Raw genomic sequence first — 14,970 nt, forward strand, 5'->3', positions numbered from 1 at the left:
CACCGTGCTCGTCGAACGGCCGGCCCACCGGTGGCTCACCCAGCCCCGGCGCCCAGCCCGGCGGTGGCCACCTGGTATAGGAGGGGCCAGAACCCGTGGTAGTTGTCCCGGTCCACCACCGTCACCTCGACGGGGTGCCCGGCCAGCTTCTCGGCGGCGTTGAGGCCGCCGAAGCCGCTGCCGACGATGACTACGTGGGGGCGGACAGGCATGGCGCCATTTCTACCCCGGTGACCGGTCCGGCACCTATCCCGATATCGGGGCAAACCGGTGTGTCTTGTGGCACTCCGTGCCCTCGTTCCGGCCGCCATAACCCTTCCCCCGAACAGGTGTTCGCTGGTACCCTGGTCCGGTGCCGGGAAGGGTCGTGAACCAATCCAGCCAGAACCGGCTGGTCGTACGAGGGGCGCGAGAGCACAACCTCAAGAACGTCTCGCTGGATCTGCCGCGCGACAAGCTCATCGTGTTCACCGGGCTGTCCGGCTCGGGGAAGAGCTCGCTGGCCTTCGACACCATCTACGCCGAGGGCCAGCGTCGCTACGTCGAGTCCCTCTCCAGCTACGCCCGGCAGTTCCTCGGCCAGATGGACAAGCCCGACGTGGACTTCATCGAGGGCCTGTCCCCGGCGGTGTCGATCGACCAGAAGTCGACCTCGCGCAACCCGCGCTCCACGGTGGGCACCATCACCGAGGTCTACGACTACCTGCGCCTGCTCTACGCCCGCGCGGGCAAGGCGCACTGCCCCCAGTGCGGGGAGCTGATCAGCAAGCAGACCCCGCAGCAGATCGTCGACCAGGTGCTCGACATGGAGCCGGGCACGCGATTCCAGGTGCTGGCGCCGATCGTGCGCGGCCGCAAGGGCGAGTACGTGGACCTGTTCGCGAACCTGCAGCAGCAGGGCTATTCGCGGGCGCGGGTGGATGGCGAGGTCTACCAGCTCACGGATCCGCCGAAGCTCAAGAAGCAGGAGAAGCACAACATAGGCGTGGTGGTGGACCGGCTCGCGGTCAAACCCGCCTCCAAGCAGCGGCTCACCGACTCGGTGGAGACGGCGCTGCGGCTGGCGGACGGCCTGGTCGAGCTGGAGTTCGTCGACCTGGCCGAGACCGACCCGCACCGGATCCGCGGTTTCTCCGAGAACCTGGCCTGTCCCAACGGGCATCCGCTCACGATCGAGGATCTCGAGCCCCGGTCGTTCTCGTTCAACTCGCCCTACGGCGCCTGCCCGGAGTGCACCGGCATCGGCATCCGCAAGGAGGTCGACCCCGAGCTGGTGGTGCCCGACGACGAGCTTTCCCTCGAAGAAGGGGCGATCGCGCCGTGGGCGGGTGGGCAGAGCGCCGAGTACTTCCAGCGCCTGCTGGAGTCGCTGTCGGAGACCATCGGGTTCCGGATGGACACCCCGTGGCGCAAGCTGCCCGCCAAGGCGCAGAAGGCGGTGCTGCACGGCGTCGACGAGCAGGTGCACGTCCGCTACCGCAACCGTTACGGCAGGCAGCGTTCGTACTACGCGAACTTCGAGGGCGTCATCCCGTTCCTGGAGCGCAGGCTCGACCAGACCGAATCCGAGTACATGCGCGAGCGGTACGAGGGCTACATGCGGGAGGTGCCGTGCCCCGCGTGCCAGGGCGCCCGGCTCAAGCCGGAGATCCTGGCGGTCACCCTGGAGCATTCCGAGTACGGCGAGCGTTCGATCGCCGAGGTCTGCGCGCTGTCCATCGAGGAGTCGTCCGCGTTCCTGGACGGGCTGACGCTGGACGACCGCCAGGCGATGATCGCGGGCGCGGTGCTCAAGGAGATCCAGGCCCGGCTGCGCTTCCTGCTCGACGTCGGCCTGAACTACCTGTCGCTGGACAGGGCGGCGGGCACCCTCTCCGGTGGCGAGGCGCAGCGGATCAGGCTGGCCACCCAGATCGGCTCCGGCCTGGTCGGGGTGCTCTACGTGCTCGACGAACCGTCGATCGGGCTGCACCAGCGGGACAACCACCGGCTGATCGAAACGCTGACCAGGCTGCGCGACCTCGGCAACACGCTGATCGTGGTCGAGCACGACGAGGACACCATCCGCTCCAGTGACTGGGTGGTCGACATCGGTCCCGGTGCCGGTGAGCACGGCGGGCACATCGTGCACAGCGGTCCGTACAAGAAGCTGTTGCGCGCCAAGGGTTCCATGACGGGGGACTACCTGGCGGGCCGTCGCGGCATCGACGTCCCGGCGATCCGCAGGCCGGTGAACAAGAAGCGGCAGCTGACGGTGGTCGGCGCCCGCGAGCACAACCTGCGCGGGGTGGACGTGTCGTTCCCGCTGGGCTGCCTGGTGTCGGTCACCGGCGTGTCCGGCTCGGGCAAGTCCACCCTGGTCAACGACATCCTGGCCACGGTGCTGGCGAACAAGCTGAACGGCGCCCGCCAGGTGCCGGGCAGGCACACCCGGGTGCGCGGGCTGGACCAGGTGGACAAGCTGGTCCGGGTGGACCAGTCGCCGATCGGGCGCACCCCGAGGTCCAACCCGGCCACGTACACCGGGGTGTGGGACCACGTGCGCAAGCTGTTCGCGGCCACCACCGAGGCGAAGGTGCGCGGGTACCAGCCGGGCCGGTTCTCCTTCAACGTCAAGGGCGGCCGGTGCGAGGCCTGTGCCGGTGACGGCACGATCAAGATCGAGATGAACTTCCTGCCGGACGTGTACGTTCCGTGCGAGGTGTGCAAGGGCGCCCGGTACAACCGCGAAACCCTCGAGGTGCACTACAAGGGCAAGACGGTCGCCGACGTGCTGGACATGCCGATCGAGGAGGCCGCGGAGTTCTTCGAGCCGATCAAGGCGATCCACCGCCACCTGGCCACGCTCGCCGACGTGGGCCTCGGGTACGTGCGGCTCGGCCAGCCGGCGCCGACGCTCTCCGGTGGCGAGGCCCAGCGTGTGAAGCTGGCCAGTGAGCTGCAGAAGCGGTCCACCGGCAAGACGGTGTACGTGCTCGACGAACCCACCACGGGCCTGCACTTCGAGGACATCCGCAAGCTGCTCGGCGTCATCAACGGCCTGGTGGACAAGGGCAACACGGTGATCGTCATCGAGCACAACCTGGACGTGATCAAGACCTCGGACTGGATCGTCGACATGGGTCCCGAGGGTGGGTCCGGTGGTGGCACGGTGGTCGCCGAGGGCAGCCCGGAGGACGTGGCCGCGGTCGAGGAGAGCTACACCGGGCAGTTCCTGAAGACGGTGCTCACCGGAGTGTGAACCAGGGCGGCCGCCCGCTCGTAGTACTGGTGAGGCCCCGGCTCGGCCCGGAGCCTCACCAGGAGATACGCATGAACGTCCGCCACGGTTCGCTCTTGTTCGCATGCCTGCTCGGGCTGTCACTCCTGACCGGCTGCGGCACGGGCGTCCCGCCGGCCGCCGGGCCGCCGGCGGATCTCAACGCCACCAGCAGTGACGCGCTGGGCACGGTGGTGACCGACGCGCAGGGCCACGTGCTGTACCGCTTCGACGGAGACACGGCCCAGCCCTCGGTTTCGCACTGTTACGGGCAGTGTGCCGAACTGTGGCCGCCGGTGCTGGCCGGTTCCAGCACGATCACCGGCCAGGGCGTGGCCCAGAGCCAGGTCAGCGCCACCACGCGCGAAGACGGGAGCCAGCAGGTCACCCTGGCCGGCTGGCCGTTGTACCGCTACGCCAAGGACACCGTCGCCCGGCAGGCGGCGGGCCAGGGCATGGACGGCAGGTGGTTCGCGGTCACCCCGGTGGGTGGGAAGGCGAGCCAGGCCCCGCCTTCGTCCACTTCGGACAGTGGCGGCTACTGATCGTGTTTTTCACGCATACTGGAGCCGTGCGGCTCAACAGCTACCTGTTCCGGGACGACTGGTTCCTCGCCGCCCCGGCGAAAGCGGTCTTCGCCGCTGTCGTCGATGTGGCGGCGTACCCGCAGTGGTGGTCCGATGTGCGCTCGGTGCGCAAGATCGACGACGACACGGCGGAAATGATCTGCCAGGCCACCCTGCCGTACCGGCTGGTGGTGCGGATGCGCCGGCACGAGGAGAACGAGCACGCCGGGCGGATGGCCGTGCACCTCGACGGCGACCTGCGTGGCTCGTTGTCGGCGCAGGTGCTCGGCCACGCCCGCGGCACCACATTGTTGATCCACCAGGACGTCGAGGCGACGAAGCCGTTGCTCCGCCGCCTCGCGCCGGTGGCACGCCCGGTGTTCCGGCTCAACCACGCCCTGATGATGCGGCGTGGTCTCGCCGGCTTGCGGGCACGCCTGGCGTGAAATGCCTCAGGCGGGCACCTTTTCCCGGGTTTCCTCGGGCGCCGCGGCCGCTGGAGTGGCGCCTTCGTCGAGCAGGGTCGTCTCGTTGAACGGTTCCTCGCCGGAAAGCACGCGCCGCGCGCGGTCCCGGTCGAACTCGCGGGTCCAGTTCCCGATCAGCACGGTCGCGACCGCGTTGCCCGCGAAGTTGGTGACAGCGCGTGCTTCCGACATGAACCGGTCGATGCCGAGGATGAACCCGACGCCACCGACCAGGTCCGGGCGATGCGACTGCAGCCCGCCCGCGAGCGTCGCGATACCGGCGCCGCTGACGCCCGCCGCGCCCTTCGACGCGATGATCATGAACAGCAGCAGGGGGATCTGTTCGCCGATCGTCAGCGGGCTGCCCTGTGCCGAGGCGACGAACAGGGTCGCCATCGTCAGGTAGATCGCGGTGCCGTCGAGGTTGAACGAGTACCCGGTGGGCACGGTGATCCCGGCGACGGACTTGCTCACCCCGAGATGCTGCATTTTCGCGATCAGCCGCGGCAGCGCCGATTCCGAGGATGAGGTGGACACGATCAGCAGGAATTCGCGGGCGAGGTAGCGCAGCAGGCTGAACACGCTGATCCGGGCGCCGAACCAGAGGATCGCGCCGAGCACCACGAACACGAACACCACGCAGGTCAGGTAGAACCCGAGCATCACGATGAGCAGGCTGCGCAGCGCCGCCCAGCCGGTGGAGCCGACCACAGCCGCGATCGCGCCGAACGCGCCGACCGGTGCCGCCCACATGATCATCGACAGGATCCGGAACACGAGCTTCTGCAGATGCTCGATCCCGCGCAGGACCGGTTTGCCTGCCGGGCCCAGTTTCTGCAGTGCGAAGCCGGCGAGCAGCGCGACGAGCAGGGTCTGCAGCACCGAGCCTGCGGTGAACGCCGAAAGCAGCGAGTTCGGGATGATGCCGAGCAGGAAGTCCGTGCCGCCTTCACCGCCGGCCGCCTGCTGGTGCGCCTTCGCCGCGTCGGCCGGGTTGAGGTGCAGCCCCGAACCCGGGTGCAGCAGATTGCCCACGACCAGGCCGATCAGCAGCGCGAACGTGGACATGGCGAGGAAGTAGCCGATCGCGAGCAAACCCACCTTGCCGACCTTCGCGGCCTTGGCGACCGAGCCGATGCCCAGCACGATGGTGCAGAAGATGATCGGCGAGATCATCATCTTGATCAGGTTGACGAATCCGGTGCCCAGCGGCGCGAGGCCCTTGGCGAAGCCGGGGGCGGCGAATCCGACGATCACGCCGAGCACGACCGCGGCGATCACCGCCAGATACAGGTAGTGCATTCCGTCGCGGCGCCGTGTTCCGGCGTCGGCAGACCTGGTCGGCACCTTTGCCTCCTGAAGGACGTTTCCGGCGCGCCAGGCGCGGCGCGGCTCAGGGGTGACTATCCGGTGTCAACCGGTCGTGGTCACGGTTGTGTTCATTGAGTTCGTGAACTCCGTGCGCCGCGGGGTTCCGCTCTCTCCTATCGTCGACCCATGAAGAACCGGCGCTGGAGCCTCGCGCGCCAGCTGTTGTTGTTGCAGGTGGCGGTGCTGGTCGCGCTCGTCGCGGTCGGCGCCGGGCTGGCGTATCTCGACGCCTCGCGCAGCGTCGACGCCCACGCCACCGACGAAGTGGTGGCGGTGGCGGACACGATCGCCGACACGCCCACCGTCCGCACCGCACTGTCCACAACGGACCCGAGCGCCCAGCTGCAGCCGTTCGCCTCGGCCGTGCTGGCCGACACGGGGATCGACTTCATCACGATCATGAGCCCGGACGGGATCCGTTACACCCACCCGGATCCCGCGCTGATCGGGCAGAAGTACCTGGGCAACATCTCCCAGCCCCAACAGGGACACCGCTTCGTGGAGACCTACACCGGAACACTTGGCCCGTCGATCCGGGCCGTGGTCCCGGTGTTCGACAACGGCCGCGTCGTCGCGCTGGTCGCGGCCGGGATCACAGTGAAGGCGATCTCGGCTGAGCTGACCTCGCGGCTGATTCCGGTGTTCACGGCCGCGGCGGCGGTGCTCGTCGTCGGGATCGTGGGCAGCGTGCTGATCAGCAGGAGGCTGAACAAGCAGACCCGCGGGCTGGCGCCGGCCGAACTGGGCAGTGTGTTCGCCTACTACGAAGCCACTCTGCGGGCCGTGCGCGAGGGGCTCGTGCTCGTGGACGACGACGGCCGGATCGCGTTGTGCAACAAGGGCGCCCGCGATCTGCTCGACCTCGAAGACGACCCGGCAGGGCGCGCGGTGGCGGACCTCGGCCTGCCCGGAACGCTCGCGGAAGCTTTTCGTGCCAAGAAAATCAGCACCGACGAGATCCACCTGACCGATACCAGGGTGCTCGTGGTGAGCACCGCGCCGGTGGATTCCGGTGAGCGCGCGCAGGGCACCGTCGTCACCCTGCGGGACCACACGGATCTGCAGCAGCTCACCGGGGAACTCGACACGGTGCGCGGGCTTGCCGAGTCGCTGCGTTCCCAGGCGCACGAGGCCGCGAACCGGCTGCACACCGTGGTGTCGCTCGTCGAGATCGGCAAACCCGAGGAGGCCGTCGCGTTCGCGACCGCGGAGCTGGAGATCGCGCAACGGCTCACTGATCACGTCGTCGGCGCGGTGTCGGAGCCGGTGCTTTCCGCACTGCTGCTGGGCAAGGCCGCCGAGGCGAGCGAACGGGGCGCGGAGTTCGTGCTCACCGACGACACCGCGCTGACCGAACTCGACGTGACGCCGCGGGACCTGGTCACCATCCTGGGCAACCTGATCGACAACGCGCTGGACGCCGCGATCGAGAACGGGGCGCACGCGCGGCCGCGGGTCGTGGTCACCGCCAGGGAAGAGGACGGCGGGCTGCTGCTGCGGGTGGCCGACAGCGGTCGCGGGGTGAGCGGCACCGAGATGTTCCGGCGCGGCTGGTCGACCAAGCCGCAGGACGGGCACGGGCTCGGGCTGGCACTGGTGGATCAGGCGGTCCGGCGCTACCACGGCACAATCGACGTCGCGAACAACGATGGCGCGGTGTTCACCGTCCGCCTGCCGCGTGAGGAGAACCCGTGATCCTGGTGCTCGTCGTCGAGGACGAACCGGTGGCCGCCGAGGCCCACCGGCAGTACGTCGAGCGCGTCGCCGGGTTCACCGTCGCCGGGGTGGTGCACTCCGGCGCCGAGGCGCTGCGGTTCTGCGAACGCCACCACGTCGACCTGATCCTGCTGGACTTCTACCTCCCGGACACGCACGGGCTCGCGGTCTGCCGGGCCCTGCGCGCCGCGGGCAGCACCGCCGATGTCATCGCGGTGACCTCCGCGCGCGACCTCACGGTGGTGAAGGCCGCGGTCTCCGCGGGCGTCGTGCAGTACCTTCTCAAACCGTTCACCTTCGCTTCACTGCGCGAAAAACTGGACCGCTACGCGCAGTTCCGGCAAAGCGTGGGGGAGGCGGCGGACCAGACCGACGTCGACCGCGCGCTGGCGACGCTGCGCACACCCTCGCCGGCCCTGCCGAAGGGCATGAGCCCCGAGACCCGCGAAACGATCGTGACCGCGCTGCGCGAGGGGCCGCTGTCCGCGGGCGCGGCCGCCGAAGCCACCGGCGTCTCGCGCGTGACGGCACGCCGCTACCTGGAACATCTCGCCGACGCGGGGCAGGCCCGGCGTGAGCCGCGATACGGACAGGTGGGCAGACCGGAGGTTTGGTACCACGCGGTCACCTGAGACCGTTACCATCCGGCGCATGAGCCAGCCATACCCGCAGCAGTTCCCGATCCTGCTGTCCACAATGAACGATTTGCCGGGGTACAAGGTCGTCCGCGTGTTCGGCGAGGTCTTCGGCCTCACCGTGCGCAGCCGGAACATGTTCTCCACGATGGGCGCCGGTTTCAAGGCCATGGCGGGCGGTGAACTGAAGGGTCTGTCCAAACTGCTCTCCGACTCGCGCTACGAGGCGCTCGGCCGGTTGGCACAAGAGGCGATGGGGCACGGCGCGAACGCGGTGCTCGCGCTGCGCTTCGACTGCAACGAGATCGCCCAGACCGCCAGCGAGATCGCCGCTTACGGCACCGCCGTGTACGTCGTGCCCGAGGGCCAGGAGGGGGCCCCGCCGCAGCAGGCCGCGCCCGCGCAGTACCAGCAGCAGCCTCAGGGCCAGTACCAGCAGCAGGCCCCGCAGGGCTACCCCCAGCAGTGAGCCCCTGGTCCGGGAAGGATGTGCCTTCCCGGACCGGGTGCTTCCGAGAGGTCCGCCATGATCACCACCGACGACGTCCGCGCGTTCGCGCTGGCGCTGCCCGAGGTGACGGAGTTCAGCCACCACCGGTTCCGCGTGCCCGGCTTCAAGGTGCGGGGCACCACCTTCGCCGGGCTGGAAAAGGGCGAGACCAGCGCTGTCTTCTGCCTGAGCGCCGAGCAGTCGGCCGCGGCCGTCGCCGCCGAACCCGCGATTTACGAAGAGGTACGGCGTCCCACTAACCCGCCGAGCTTCCTGGGTGTCCGCACCGATTTGAGCCGGATCTCCCGAGAGCGGGCCAGGGAGCTGGTCGAGCTTGCCTGGCGGAACAAGGCGCCGAAGCGCGTCGTGACGGCGTACGACGTTGGCTCAGTGCCGCAGTGAGTGCCCGGCGAGCGCGCCGGTCGGACGCCCGCCGTCGATCGCCGCGACGCCGTTGACGAACACGTACGGAACGCCCTCGGCCTGTTGCCGCGGGTTGTCGAACGTCGCGGTGTCGCGCACCGTTTCCGGGTCGAACAGCACCAGATCCGCGACGTAGCCGTCCTTGACCAGGCCACGGTCCGGCAGCCGCAGCCTGGCGGCGGCGCGGCCGGTCAGGTGGGCGACACACTCGGCGAGGCCGAGTACGCCGAGTTCGCGCACGTAGTGTCCGAGATAGCGCGGGAACGTGCCCCACGCGCGCGGATGCGGCCGGTCGCCCACGAGCAGCCCGTCGCTCCCGCCGGTGTGCGTGCGGTGCCGCATGATCGCCCGCACGTTCTCCTCGTTCCCTACGTGCATCAGGCACGAGGTGCCCAGCCGCTCGGAGATCAGCGTGTCGAAGAACAGCTCCGCGGGCGTGATTCCGTTGGCACGAGCCGATTCCGCGACGCTGCGTCCCACCAGATGCGTGTTCTCGCGCCGTCGCACGCCGTTGATCTCGATCGCCGCCCAGTCGATCGGAACGCCGTGCGCTCCGTCGGAGCCGGTCTCCTCCAGCGTTACGCGGATCCGCTCTCGTTCGTCCACATCGGACAGGCGGCGCAGTGTGGCGTCCAGTCCGCCGGCGGCCGACCAGCTGGGCAGCAGGGCCGACAGGTAGGTGGCGCCGGGCAGGTAGGGGTAGGTGTCGAGGGTGATGTCCATCCCGCCGTCCAGCGCTTCGTCGAGCAGGGTGAGCAGTTCCGGCGCGCGGCCCTCGTTCACCGGGAAGTTCAGGGTCGCGTGCGCGAGATGCAGCGGGCAGCGCGCCCGGCGGCACACGTCGACCATTTCCGCGAACGCCTCCAGCGCACCGGCCCCGTAGCTGCGGTGGTGCGGGCTGTAGTAGCCGCCCCGCGCGCCGACCACCTCGCACAGTGCGATCAGTTCCTCGTCATCGGCGTACATCCCAGGGGTGTAGGTCAGGCCCGAGGACATCCCGGCCGCACCCTCGTCGAGCGCGGTCGCGACGAGGTCGCGCATCCTGTCCATTTCGGACTCCGTGGCCTGCCGGTCGTCCGCGCCGACGGCGAGCAGCCGCACCGTGCCCTGCGGCACGAGATACGCGGCGTTGACGGCGATCCCGGCGTCGAGGCGGTCGAGGTACTCGCCGACCGTGCGCCAGTTCCAGTCGAATCCGGCGGGATCGTCGTTCCAGCCCGCCAACTGCCCGCGCAACGCGGCCAGCGTGGCGTCGTCGACCGGGGCGTAGGAAAGCCCGTCCTGGCCGAGCACCTCGGTGGTCACGCCCTGCGAGACCTTCGCCAGGTGGTCCGGGGCGGCCAGGATCTGCAGGTCGGAGTGCGCGTGCAGGTCGATGAACCCGGGCGCCAGCACCAGATCCCCGGCGTCGATCATCCGCCGCCCGGTCAGCGATTCGCCCAGCACGATCCGCCCGTCGCGGATTCCCGCGTCGGAGCGGAAGAGCGGCGAACCCGTGCCGTCGGCGATCCTGGCCCCGCGGAAGACGATGTCCACGGCTGGCTCCTCAGAAGAAAGTGCGCACGAAGTCGACCACGGTTTCCCCGTCCACCACCGGCAGCAGTGACCATTTGTCGAACACGGTGCACGGATGCGACAGGCCAAGGCCCACCCAGTCGCCCACCTCGACCGGCGAATCCGGGGGCAGCGCGAGGAAGGTGTGCTGGTCGTTCATCGCGGTCGCCCGGTGGCCGGTCAGCGCGGCGGTGACCCCGTCCCGGCGGTGCAGCTGCGGCTCGGGCAGCCCTTCGTCGAACGAGGCGTCCCGCTTTCCCAGCGTCAGCAGGGCGAGTTCGGCGGTGGGTTTCGAGGTGACCTGCGCCCAGGCGCGCAGGGCCGGGCGCAGCGGCGGGGTACCGGTGATCCGTGGCCGCTCGCCCAGTGGGGAAATGCCGCGGTAGAACCCGTCGTCGTGGGTGAGGTAGGCGCCGCTGCGCAGAACGGGCAGCACACGTAGGTCTTCCGGCCAGCCGGTGGTGAGCCCTTCGGCGACCTGGTCGAAGTAGGCGCTGCCGCCCGCGGTCACGATCACCTCGTCGACGTCGGCGAAGAAACCCTTGCGCGCCAACGTGATCGTGAATTCCCGCAACCTGCGCAGGTACGCCTCGACGATGCCCCGCGAACGCTCGGTGGCGTCGTGTGCCAGCGCGCCTTCGTAACCGCCGGCGCCCGCGAGCCGCAGCGCCGGACTGTCGCGCACGGCTTCCGCCACCGCCAGCGCGGCCGCGTCGTCGCGCGCGCCGGTGCGACCAGGCTCCCCACCAAGCTCCACCAGCACGTCCACCGGCCGCGGCGCGTCGCGAAGCGCCTCCGCCATCAGCTCGACCGATCGCACGGTGTCGACCCAGCAGCTGAACTCGAACGCGGGATCCGTCAGCTCGGCGGCCAGCCAGCGCAAGGCGGCCGGGTCGACGAGCTGGTTCGCCAGCAGCACACGCGAGACGCCGAATGCGCGATACACCCGCAGCTGCCCGGCGTTCGCCGCGGTGATGGCCCAGGCGCCGTGCTCGATCTGCCGGTCGAACAGCTGCGGCGCCATCGTCGTTTTCCCATGCGGGGCAAGCAGAACTCCACGTTCGGCGGCCCAGTCCGCCATCGTGCGGAGATTGTGTTCCAGCGCGTCGGCATCCAGAACCACCATCGGGCCGAGGAAGCCGCCGGTGAACAGGTCCGGCCGCCGCGCGGCGGCTTCGGCGAGCGAGAGCCCGTGCAGCCCCGAAGGCGCCGACTTGAACCGCCAGTCCAGCTTCTCTTCGCGGAGAGCGGACAACGCCGCACTGTCGAGGGAGCAGGTGGAGAAGGTCACGCACCTTCCGTAGCATCGATCCCGGTGCGGGGTCAACGACCGGTGCCCACCGCACGCAGGTGTCCGTCCACAGTGGAAAGAGAGAGTGTCCATGGCCAAGGTCGCGATCAGCACCGAGCGGGCGCCGAAACCCGCCGCCAACTACTCACCGGGCGTGCGCAAAGGCAACCTGCTGCAGGTCGCCGGCCAGGTCGGCTTCGACCCGAAGACGGGGGAGCCCGCGGGCCCGACGGTCACCGAACAGGCCCGGCAGGCGTTCGCGAACGTCGAGGCCGTGCTCGCGGCGGCGGGTTCGAGCTTCGACGACGTGATCATGGTCCGGGTCTACCTGACCGACCCGGCGCATTTCGGCGAGTTCAACGAGGTCTACAACGAGCTCGTGCGCGAGCCCTACGCGGCCCGGACGACGGTGTACGTGGGACTGCCGCCGGGCCTGCTCGTCGAGATCGACGCGCTCGCCGTCCTGGACTGAGCACCCGGTCAGTGCACCGGGCCGGTGTACTTCTCGCCGGGCCCCTGGCCTGGCGCGTCGGGTACGGCCGAGGCCTCGCGGAAGGCCTTCTGCAGGGACTGGAGCCCGTCGCGCATCGGGGCCGCGTGCATGCCGAGGTATTCCGCCGAAGCGGTGATCAGCCCGGCCAGCGCGGTGATCAGCCGGCGGGCTTCGTCCAGGTCGCGGCGCGGGCTGGAGTCCGGGTCCTCGTCCGCGAGACCCAGCCGCTCCGCCGCGGCGGACATCAGCATGACCGCCGCCCTGCTGATCACCTCGACGCTGGGGATGTCCTGCAGTTCGCGGACGCCGGGGGAATTTTCGGGCTGGTCAGAAGCGTTGGAAACCACGTCTGGTACCCTTCCACGTGCGACCAGCCCCTGAGCGATCGGGGGCCGCAAGTGGAGCCCCGCTCCCACCCGAGTCGCCGCCTAGGTGGCCGGGTCCGGTCTCGTCACCCAGTCGTGGCGAAGCGTCCGTTCACGCGGGCGCGATCGGAAAGCAGGGCCCCGCGTACCGGTGCAAGAAGCCGGAGCCGGGGCCCTCGGTATGTGGGCACCAGGTCGAGCAGACAGAAGAACTCAACTCGGACCAAGGAGGCCACATCAGCTCCGAGACACGCATCAACGACCGCATCCGCGTTCCCGAGGTTCGCTTGGTCGGACCCAACGGTGAGCAGGTCGGTATCGTCCGGATCGAGGATGCGCTCAGGCTCGCCCAGGAGGCGGATCTCGACCTCGTCGAGGTCGCGCCACAGGCTCGCCCCCCGGTCTGCAAGCTCATGGACTTCGGCAAGTTCAAGTACGAGAGCGCGCAGAAGGCCCGCGATTCACGTCGCAACCAGCATCTGACGGTCATCAAAGAGCAGAAGCTGCGGCCGAAGATCGACCAGCACGACTACGAGACGAAGAAGGGGCACGTGTCCCGCTTCCTCTCCGCCGGCAACAAGGTCAAGGTCACCATCATGTTCCGCGGCCGTGAGCAGTCCCGGCCGGAGCTCGGTTTCCGGCTGCTGCAGAAGCTCGCCGACGACGTGTCGGAGCTCGGCTACGTGGAGTCGTCGCCGAAGCAGGACGGCCGCAACATGATCATGGTGCTGGCGCCGCACAAGAACGCGAAGGCCAAGCAGAAGGCGGCCAAGGAACCGGTCGAGTCCTAGGGCCACGCCGACGACGCAAGTCCGCAGCACACCGGGAATCCGGTGTGCTGCACCATGAAAGAGAGCAACGAATGCCCAAGATGAAGACGCACAGCGGGACCTCCAAGCGGGTCCGGGTGACCGGTACCGGCAAGCTGCGCCGCCAGAAGGCCGGTCGCCGCCACCTGATGGAGAAGAAGGCCAGCAAGGTCACCCGCCGCCTGGAGGGCACCACCGAGGTCGCCAAGAACGACGTCGGCCGCGTGAAGCGCCTGCTCGGCCGCTGAGCCCCTCCCAGACCCGTAAACCCCGGGGTGCCGATCGCGCCCCCTGAGATCGACAGGATGGACCCGTGGCACGCGTCAAGCGGGCGGTCAACGCCCAGAAGAAGCGTCGCGCAACTCTCGAACTGGCCAGCGGCTACCGCGGCCAGCGTTCGCGGCTGTACCGCAAGGCCAAGGAGCAGACGCTCCACTCGCTCAACTACGCCTACCGGGACCGTCGCGCCCGCAAGGGTGACTTCCGCCAGCTGTGGATCACCCGCATCAACGCGGCGGCCCGCCAGAACGGCGTGACCTACAACCGGTTCATCCAGGGCCTCAAGGCCGCGGGTGTCGAGGTCGACCGCAAGGTGCTGGCCGACCTGGCCGTCAACGACGCCGCCGCGTTCACCGCGCTGGCCGAGGTCGCCAAGCAGCACGTGACCACCGGCGAAGAGAAGAAGTCGGCCTGAGCGCCGAGAACTCGCAGCCCGGGGTGGAGCCGTTCACGCAGCGGTCCCCCCGGGTTGTTGCCGCCCGGCGCCTGACACGCCGCTCGGAGCGGGAGAAGGCGGGCCTGTTCCTCGCCGAAGGAGCCAACGCCGTCGACGCCGCGCTGGCCGCCCGGGTCGCCCACGAGCTGTTCGTCACCGAACGCGCCGGGCAGGCCCATCCCGCGCTCGTCGCGGCCGCGCGCGAGCAGGGCATCCGGGTTTCGCCGATCACCGAGCGCGCGGCCGACGGTCTGTCGGAAACCGTGACCCCGCAAGGGATCGTGGCCGTCTGTGAGCTGCTGGACCGCCCCCTCGGTGGGCTGCTGGCGCCCGGCGCCCGGCTCGTGGCGGTACTGGTCGACGTCGCGGATCCCGGCAACGCCGGCACGGTCATCCGGGTCGCGGACGCGGCCGGGGCGGATGCGGTGATCCTGGCCGGCGACAGCGTGGACCCGCACAACGGCAAATGTGTCCGCGCGTCCGCCGGCAGCGTGTTCCACCCGCCCCTGGCGAGAGTCCGTGACACCGAGGCGGCGCTCGCCGCGTGCCGCGAAGCCGGCCTGCGGCTGCTGGGCGCGCACGGATACGCGGAAACAGAGCTCGATTCGATGCCATTGGACAGGCCCATCGCCTGGGTGTTCGGCAACGAGGCGCACGGTCTTTCCGAGGCGGTGCTGTCGTCGGTGGACGAGGCCGTCCGTATCCCCATCTACGGCGCCGCCGAGAGCCTCAACCTGGGGACGGCCGCGGCGGTGTGTCTTTACGCCAGCGCGATGGCCGTCCGCAGGTCGAGCGGAGGGTGACCGGCCCTCACCC

The 14,970-nt window shown here is 69.5% G+C and carries 17 protein-coding genes; 12 read left to right on the forward strand and 5 right to left on the reverse strand.

Going from position 1 to position 14,970, the window contains the following annotated elements:
• Window positions 1-35 precede the first annotated feature (35 nt).
• A complete protein-coding gene (locus tag VHD82_RS24395; RefSeq protein ID WP_325708340.1) occupies window positions 36-212 on the reverse strand; it encodes an FAD-dependent oxidoreductase in 177 nt (58 codons plus the stop codon).
• 140 nt (window positions 213-352) lie between these two features.
• Here VHD82_RS24395 and uvrA point away from each other — a divergent pair, with 140 nt between their 5' ends.
• The 3 genes from uvrA to VHD82_RS24410 all read left to right on the forward strand — a co-directional run bounded on the left by uvrA (window position 353) and on the right by VHD82_RS24410 (window position 4,271).
• Window positions 353-3,241 carry an excinuclease ABC subunit UvrA gene (uvrA, locus tag VHD82_RS24400; RefSeq protein WP_325708343.1) on the forward strand — a complete coding sequence of 963 codons (2,889 nt, stop codon included), beginning with the start codon at window positions 353-355 and terminating at the stop codon, window positions 3,239-3,241.
• Window positions 3,242-3,312: 71 nt separating this feature from the next.
• Window positions 3,313-3,804: a hypothetical protein gene (locus VHD82_RS24405; RefSeq protein ID WP_325708345.1), complete on the forward strand. Its 492-nt coding sequence runs from the start codon at window positions 3,313-3,315 to the stop codon at window positions 3,802-3,804.
• 26 nt (window positions 3,805-3,830) lie between these two features.
• Complete coding sequence (locus VHD82_RS24410; protein ID WP_325708347.1) at window positions 3,831-4,271, forward strand: SRPBCC family protein; 441 nt, start codon at window positions 3,831-3,833, stop codon at window positions 4,269-4,271.
• Window positions 4,272-4,277: 6 nt separating this feature from the next.
• Here the strand turns inward: VHD82_RS24410 and VHD82_RS24415 are convergent, their stop codons facing one another.
• Window positions 4,278-5,594, reverse strand: coding sequence for a cation:dicarboxylate symporter family transporter (locus tag VHD82_RS24415; RefSeq protein WP_325708431.1), 1,317 nt, complete (start codon window positions 5,592-5,594; stop codon window positions 4,278-4,280).
• Window positions 5,595-5,789: 195 nt separating this feature from the next.
• Here VHD82_RS24415 and VHD82_RS24420 point away from each other — a divergent pair, with 195 nt between their 5' ends.
• Genes VHD82_RS24420 through VHD82_RS24435 form a run of 4 tightly spaced genes read left to right on the forward strand, consistent with a single transcriptional unit; the run spans window position 5,790 to window position 8,906 of the window.
• Window positions 5,790-7,358, forward strand: coding sequence for a sensor histidine kinase (locus tag VHD82_RS24420; RefSeq protein ID WP_325708350.1), 1,569 nt, complete (start codon window positions 5,790-5,792; stop codon window positions 7,356-7,358).
• Window positions 7,355-8,011, forward strand: a complete 657-nt coding sequence (locus tag VHD82_RS24425) for a response regulator (protein ID WP_325708353.1) — start codon at window positions 7,355-7,357, stop codon at window positions 8,009-8,011. The genes VHD82_RS24420 and VHD82_RS24425 overlap by 4 nt, the downstream gene beginning before the upstream one ends.
• A 19-nt stretch (window positions 8,012-8,030) precedes the next feature.
• Window positions 8,031-8,483, forward strand: coding sequence for a YbjQ family protein (locus VHD82_RS24430; RefSeq protein ID WP_325708356.1), 453 nt, complete (start codon window positions 8,031-8,033; stop codon window positions 8,481-8,483).
• Window positions 8,484-8,540: 57 nt separating this feature from the next.
• Window positions 8,541-8,906 carry a hypothetical protein gene (locus tag VHD82_RS24435; RefSeq protein WP_325708359.1) on the forward strand — a complete coding sequence of 122 codons (366 nt, stop codon included), beginning with the start codon at window positions 8,541-8,543 and terminating at the stop codon, window positions 8,904-8,906.
• Here the strand turns inward: VHD82_RS24435 and VHD82_RS24440 are convergent.
• Window positions 8,892-10,463 carry a D-aminoacylase gene (locus VHD82_RS24440; protein WP_325708362.1) on the reverse strand — a complete coding sequence of 524 codons (1,572 nt, stop codon included), beginning with the start codon at window positions 10,461-10,463 and terminating at the stop codon, window positions 8,892-8,894. The genes VHD82_RS24435 and VHD82_RS24440 overlap by 15 nt on opposite strands.
• Before the next feature lie 10 nt (window positions 10,464-10,473).
• The gene (locus VHD82_RS24445) at window positions 10,474-11,772 is read right to left on the reverse strand and encodes an amino acid deaminase (RefSeq protein WP_325708365.1); all 1,299 of its coding nucleotides are present in this window, start codon (window positions 11,770-11,772) and stop codon (window positions 10,474-10,476) included.
• A 91-nt stretch (window positions 11,773-11,863) separates the two neighbouring features.
• Here VHD82_RS24445 and VHD82_RS24450 point away from each other — a divergent pair, with 91 nt between their 5' ends.
• Window positions 11,864-12,244 (forward strand): RidA family protein, encoded by a 381-nt coding sequence (locus VHD82_RS24450; protein WP_325708368.1) that lies wholly within the window; start codon window positions 11,864-11,866, stop codon window positions 12,242-12,244.
• Window positions 12,245-12,252: 8 nt separating this feature from the next.
• On the opposite strand, the gene VHD82_RS24455 is transcribed toward VHD82_RS24450, so the two are convergent.
• The gene (locus tag VHD82_RS24455) at window positions 12,253-12,612 is read right to left on the reverse strand and encodes a DUF1844 domain-containing protein (RefSeq protein WP_325708371.1); all 360 of its coding nucleotides are present in this window, start codon (window positions 12,610-12,612) and stop codon (window positions 12,253-12,255) included.
• Window positions 12,613-12,866: 254 nt separating this feature from the next.
• Here VHD82_RS24455 and infC point away from each other — a divergent pair, with 254 nt between their 5' ends.
• From infC to VHD82_RS24475, 4 genes are all read left to right on the forward strand, one after another.
• Window positions 12,867-13,421 carry a translation initiation factor IF-3 gene (infC, locus tag VHD82_RS24460; RefSeq protein ID WP_325708434.1) on the forward strand — a complete coding sequence of 185 codons (555 nt, stop codon included), beginning with the start codon at window positions 12,867-12,869 and terminating at the stop codon, window positions 13,419-13,421.
• A 71-nt stretch (window positions 13,422-13,492) separates the two neighbouring features.
• Entirely contained in the window at window positions 13,493-13,687 is a 195-nt protein-coding gene (gene rpmI / locus VHD82_RS24465) for a 50S ribosomal protein L35 (protein WP_325708374.1), read from the forward strand.
• A 65-nt stretch (window positions 13,688-13,752) separates the two neighbouring features.
• Window positions 13,753-14,133: a 50S ribosomal protein L20 gene (gene rplT / locus VHD82_RS24470; RefSeq protein ID WP_325708377.1), complete on the forward strand. Its 381-nt coding sequence runs from the start codon at window positions 13,753-13,755 to the stop codon at window positions 14,131-14,133.
• Between the two features lie 23 nt (window positions 14,134-14,156).
• Window positions 14,157-14,957 carry an RNA methyltransferase gene (locus VHD82_RS24475; protein ID WP_325708380.1) on the forward strand — a complete coding sequence of 267 codons (801 nt, stop codon included), beginning with the start codon at window positions 14,157-14,159 and terminating at the stop codon, window positions 14,955-14,957.
• Window positions 14,958-14,970: the final 13 nt, after the last annotated feature.

Origin of the sequence: Amycolatopsis sp. (assembly GCF_035546795.1) — a bacterium.
GTDB lineage: Bacteria > Actinomycetota > Actinomycetes > Mycobacteriales > Pseudonocardiaceae > Amycolatopsis_E.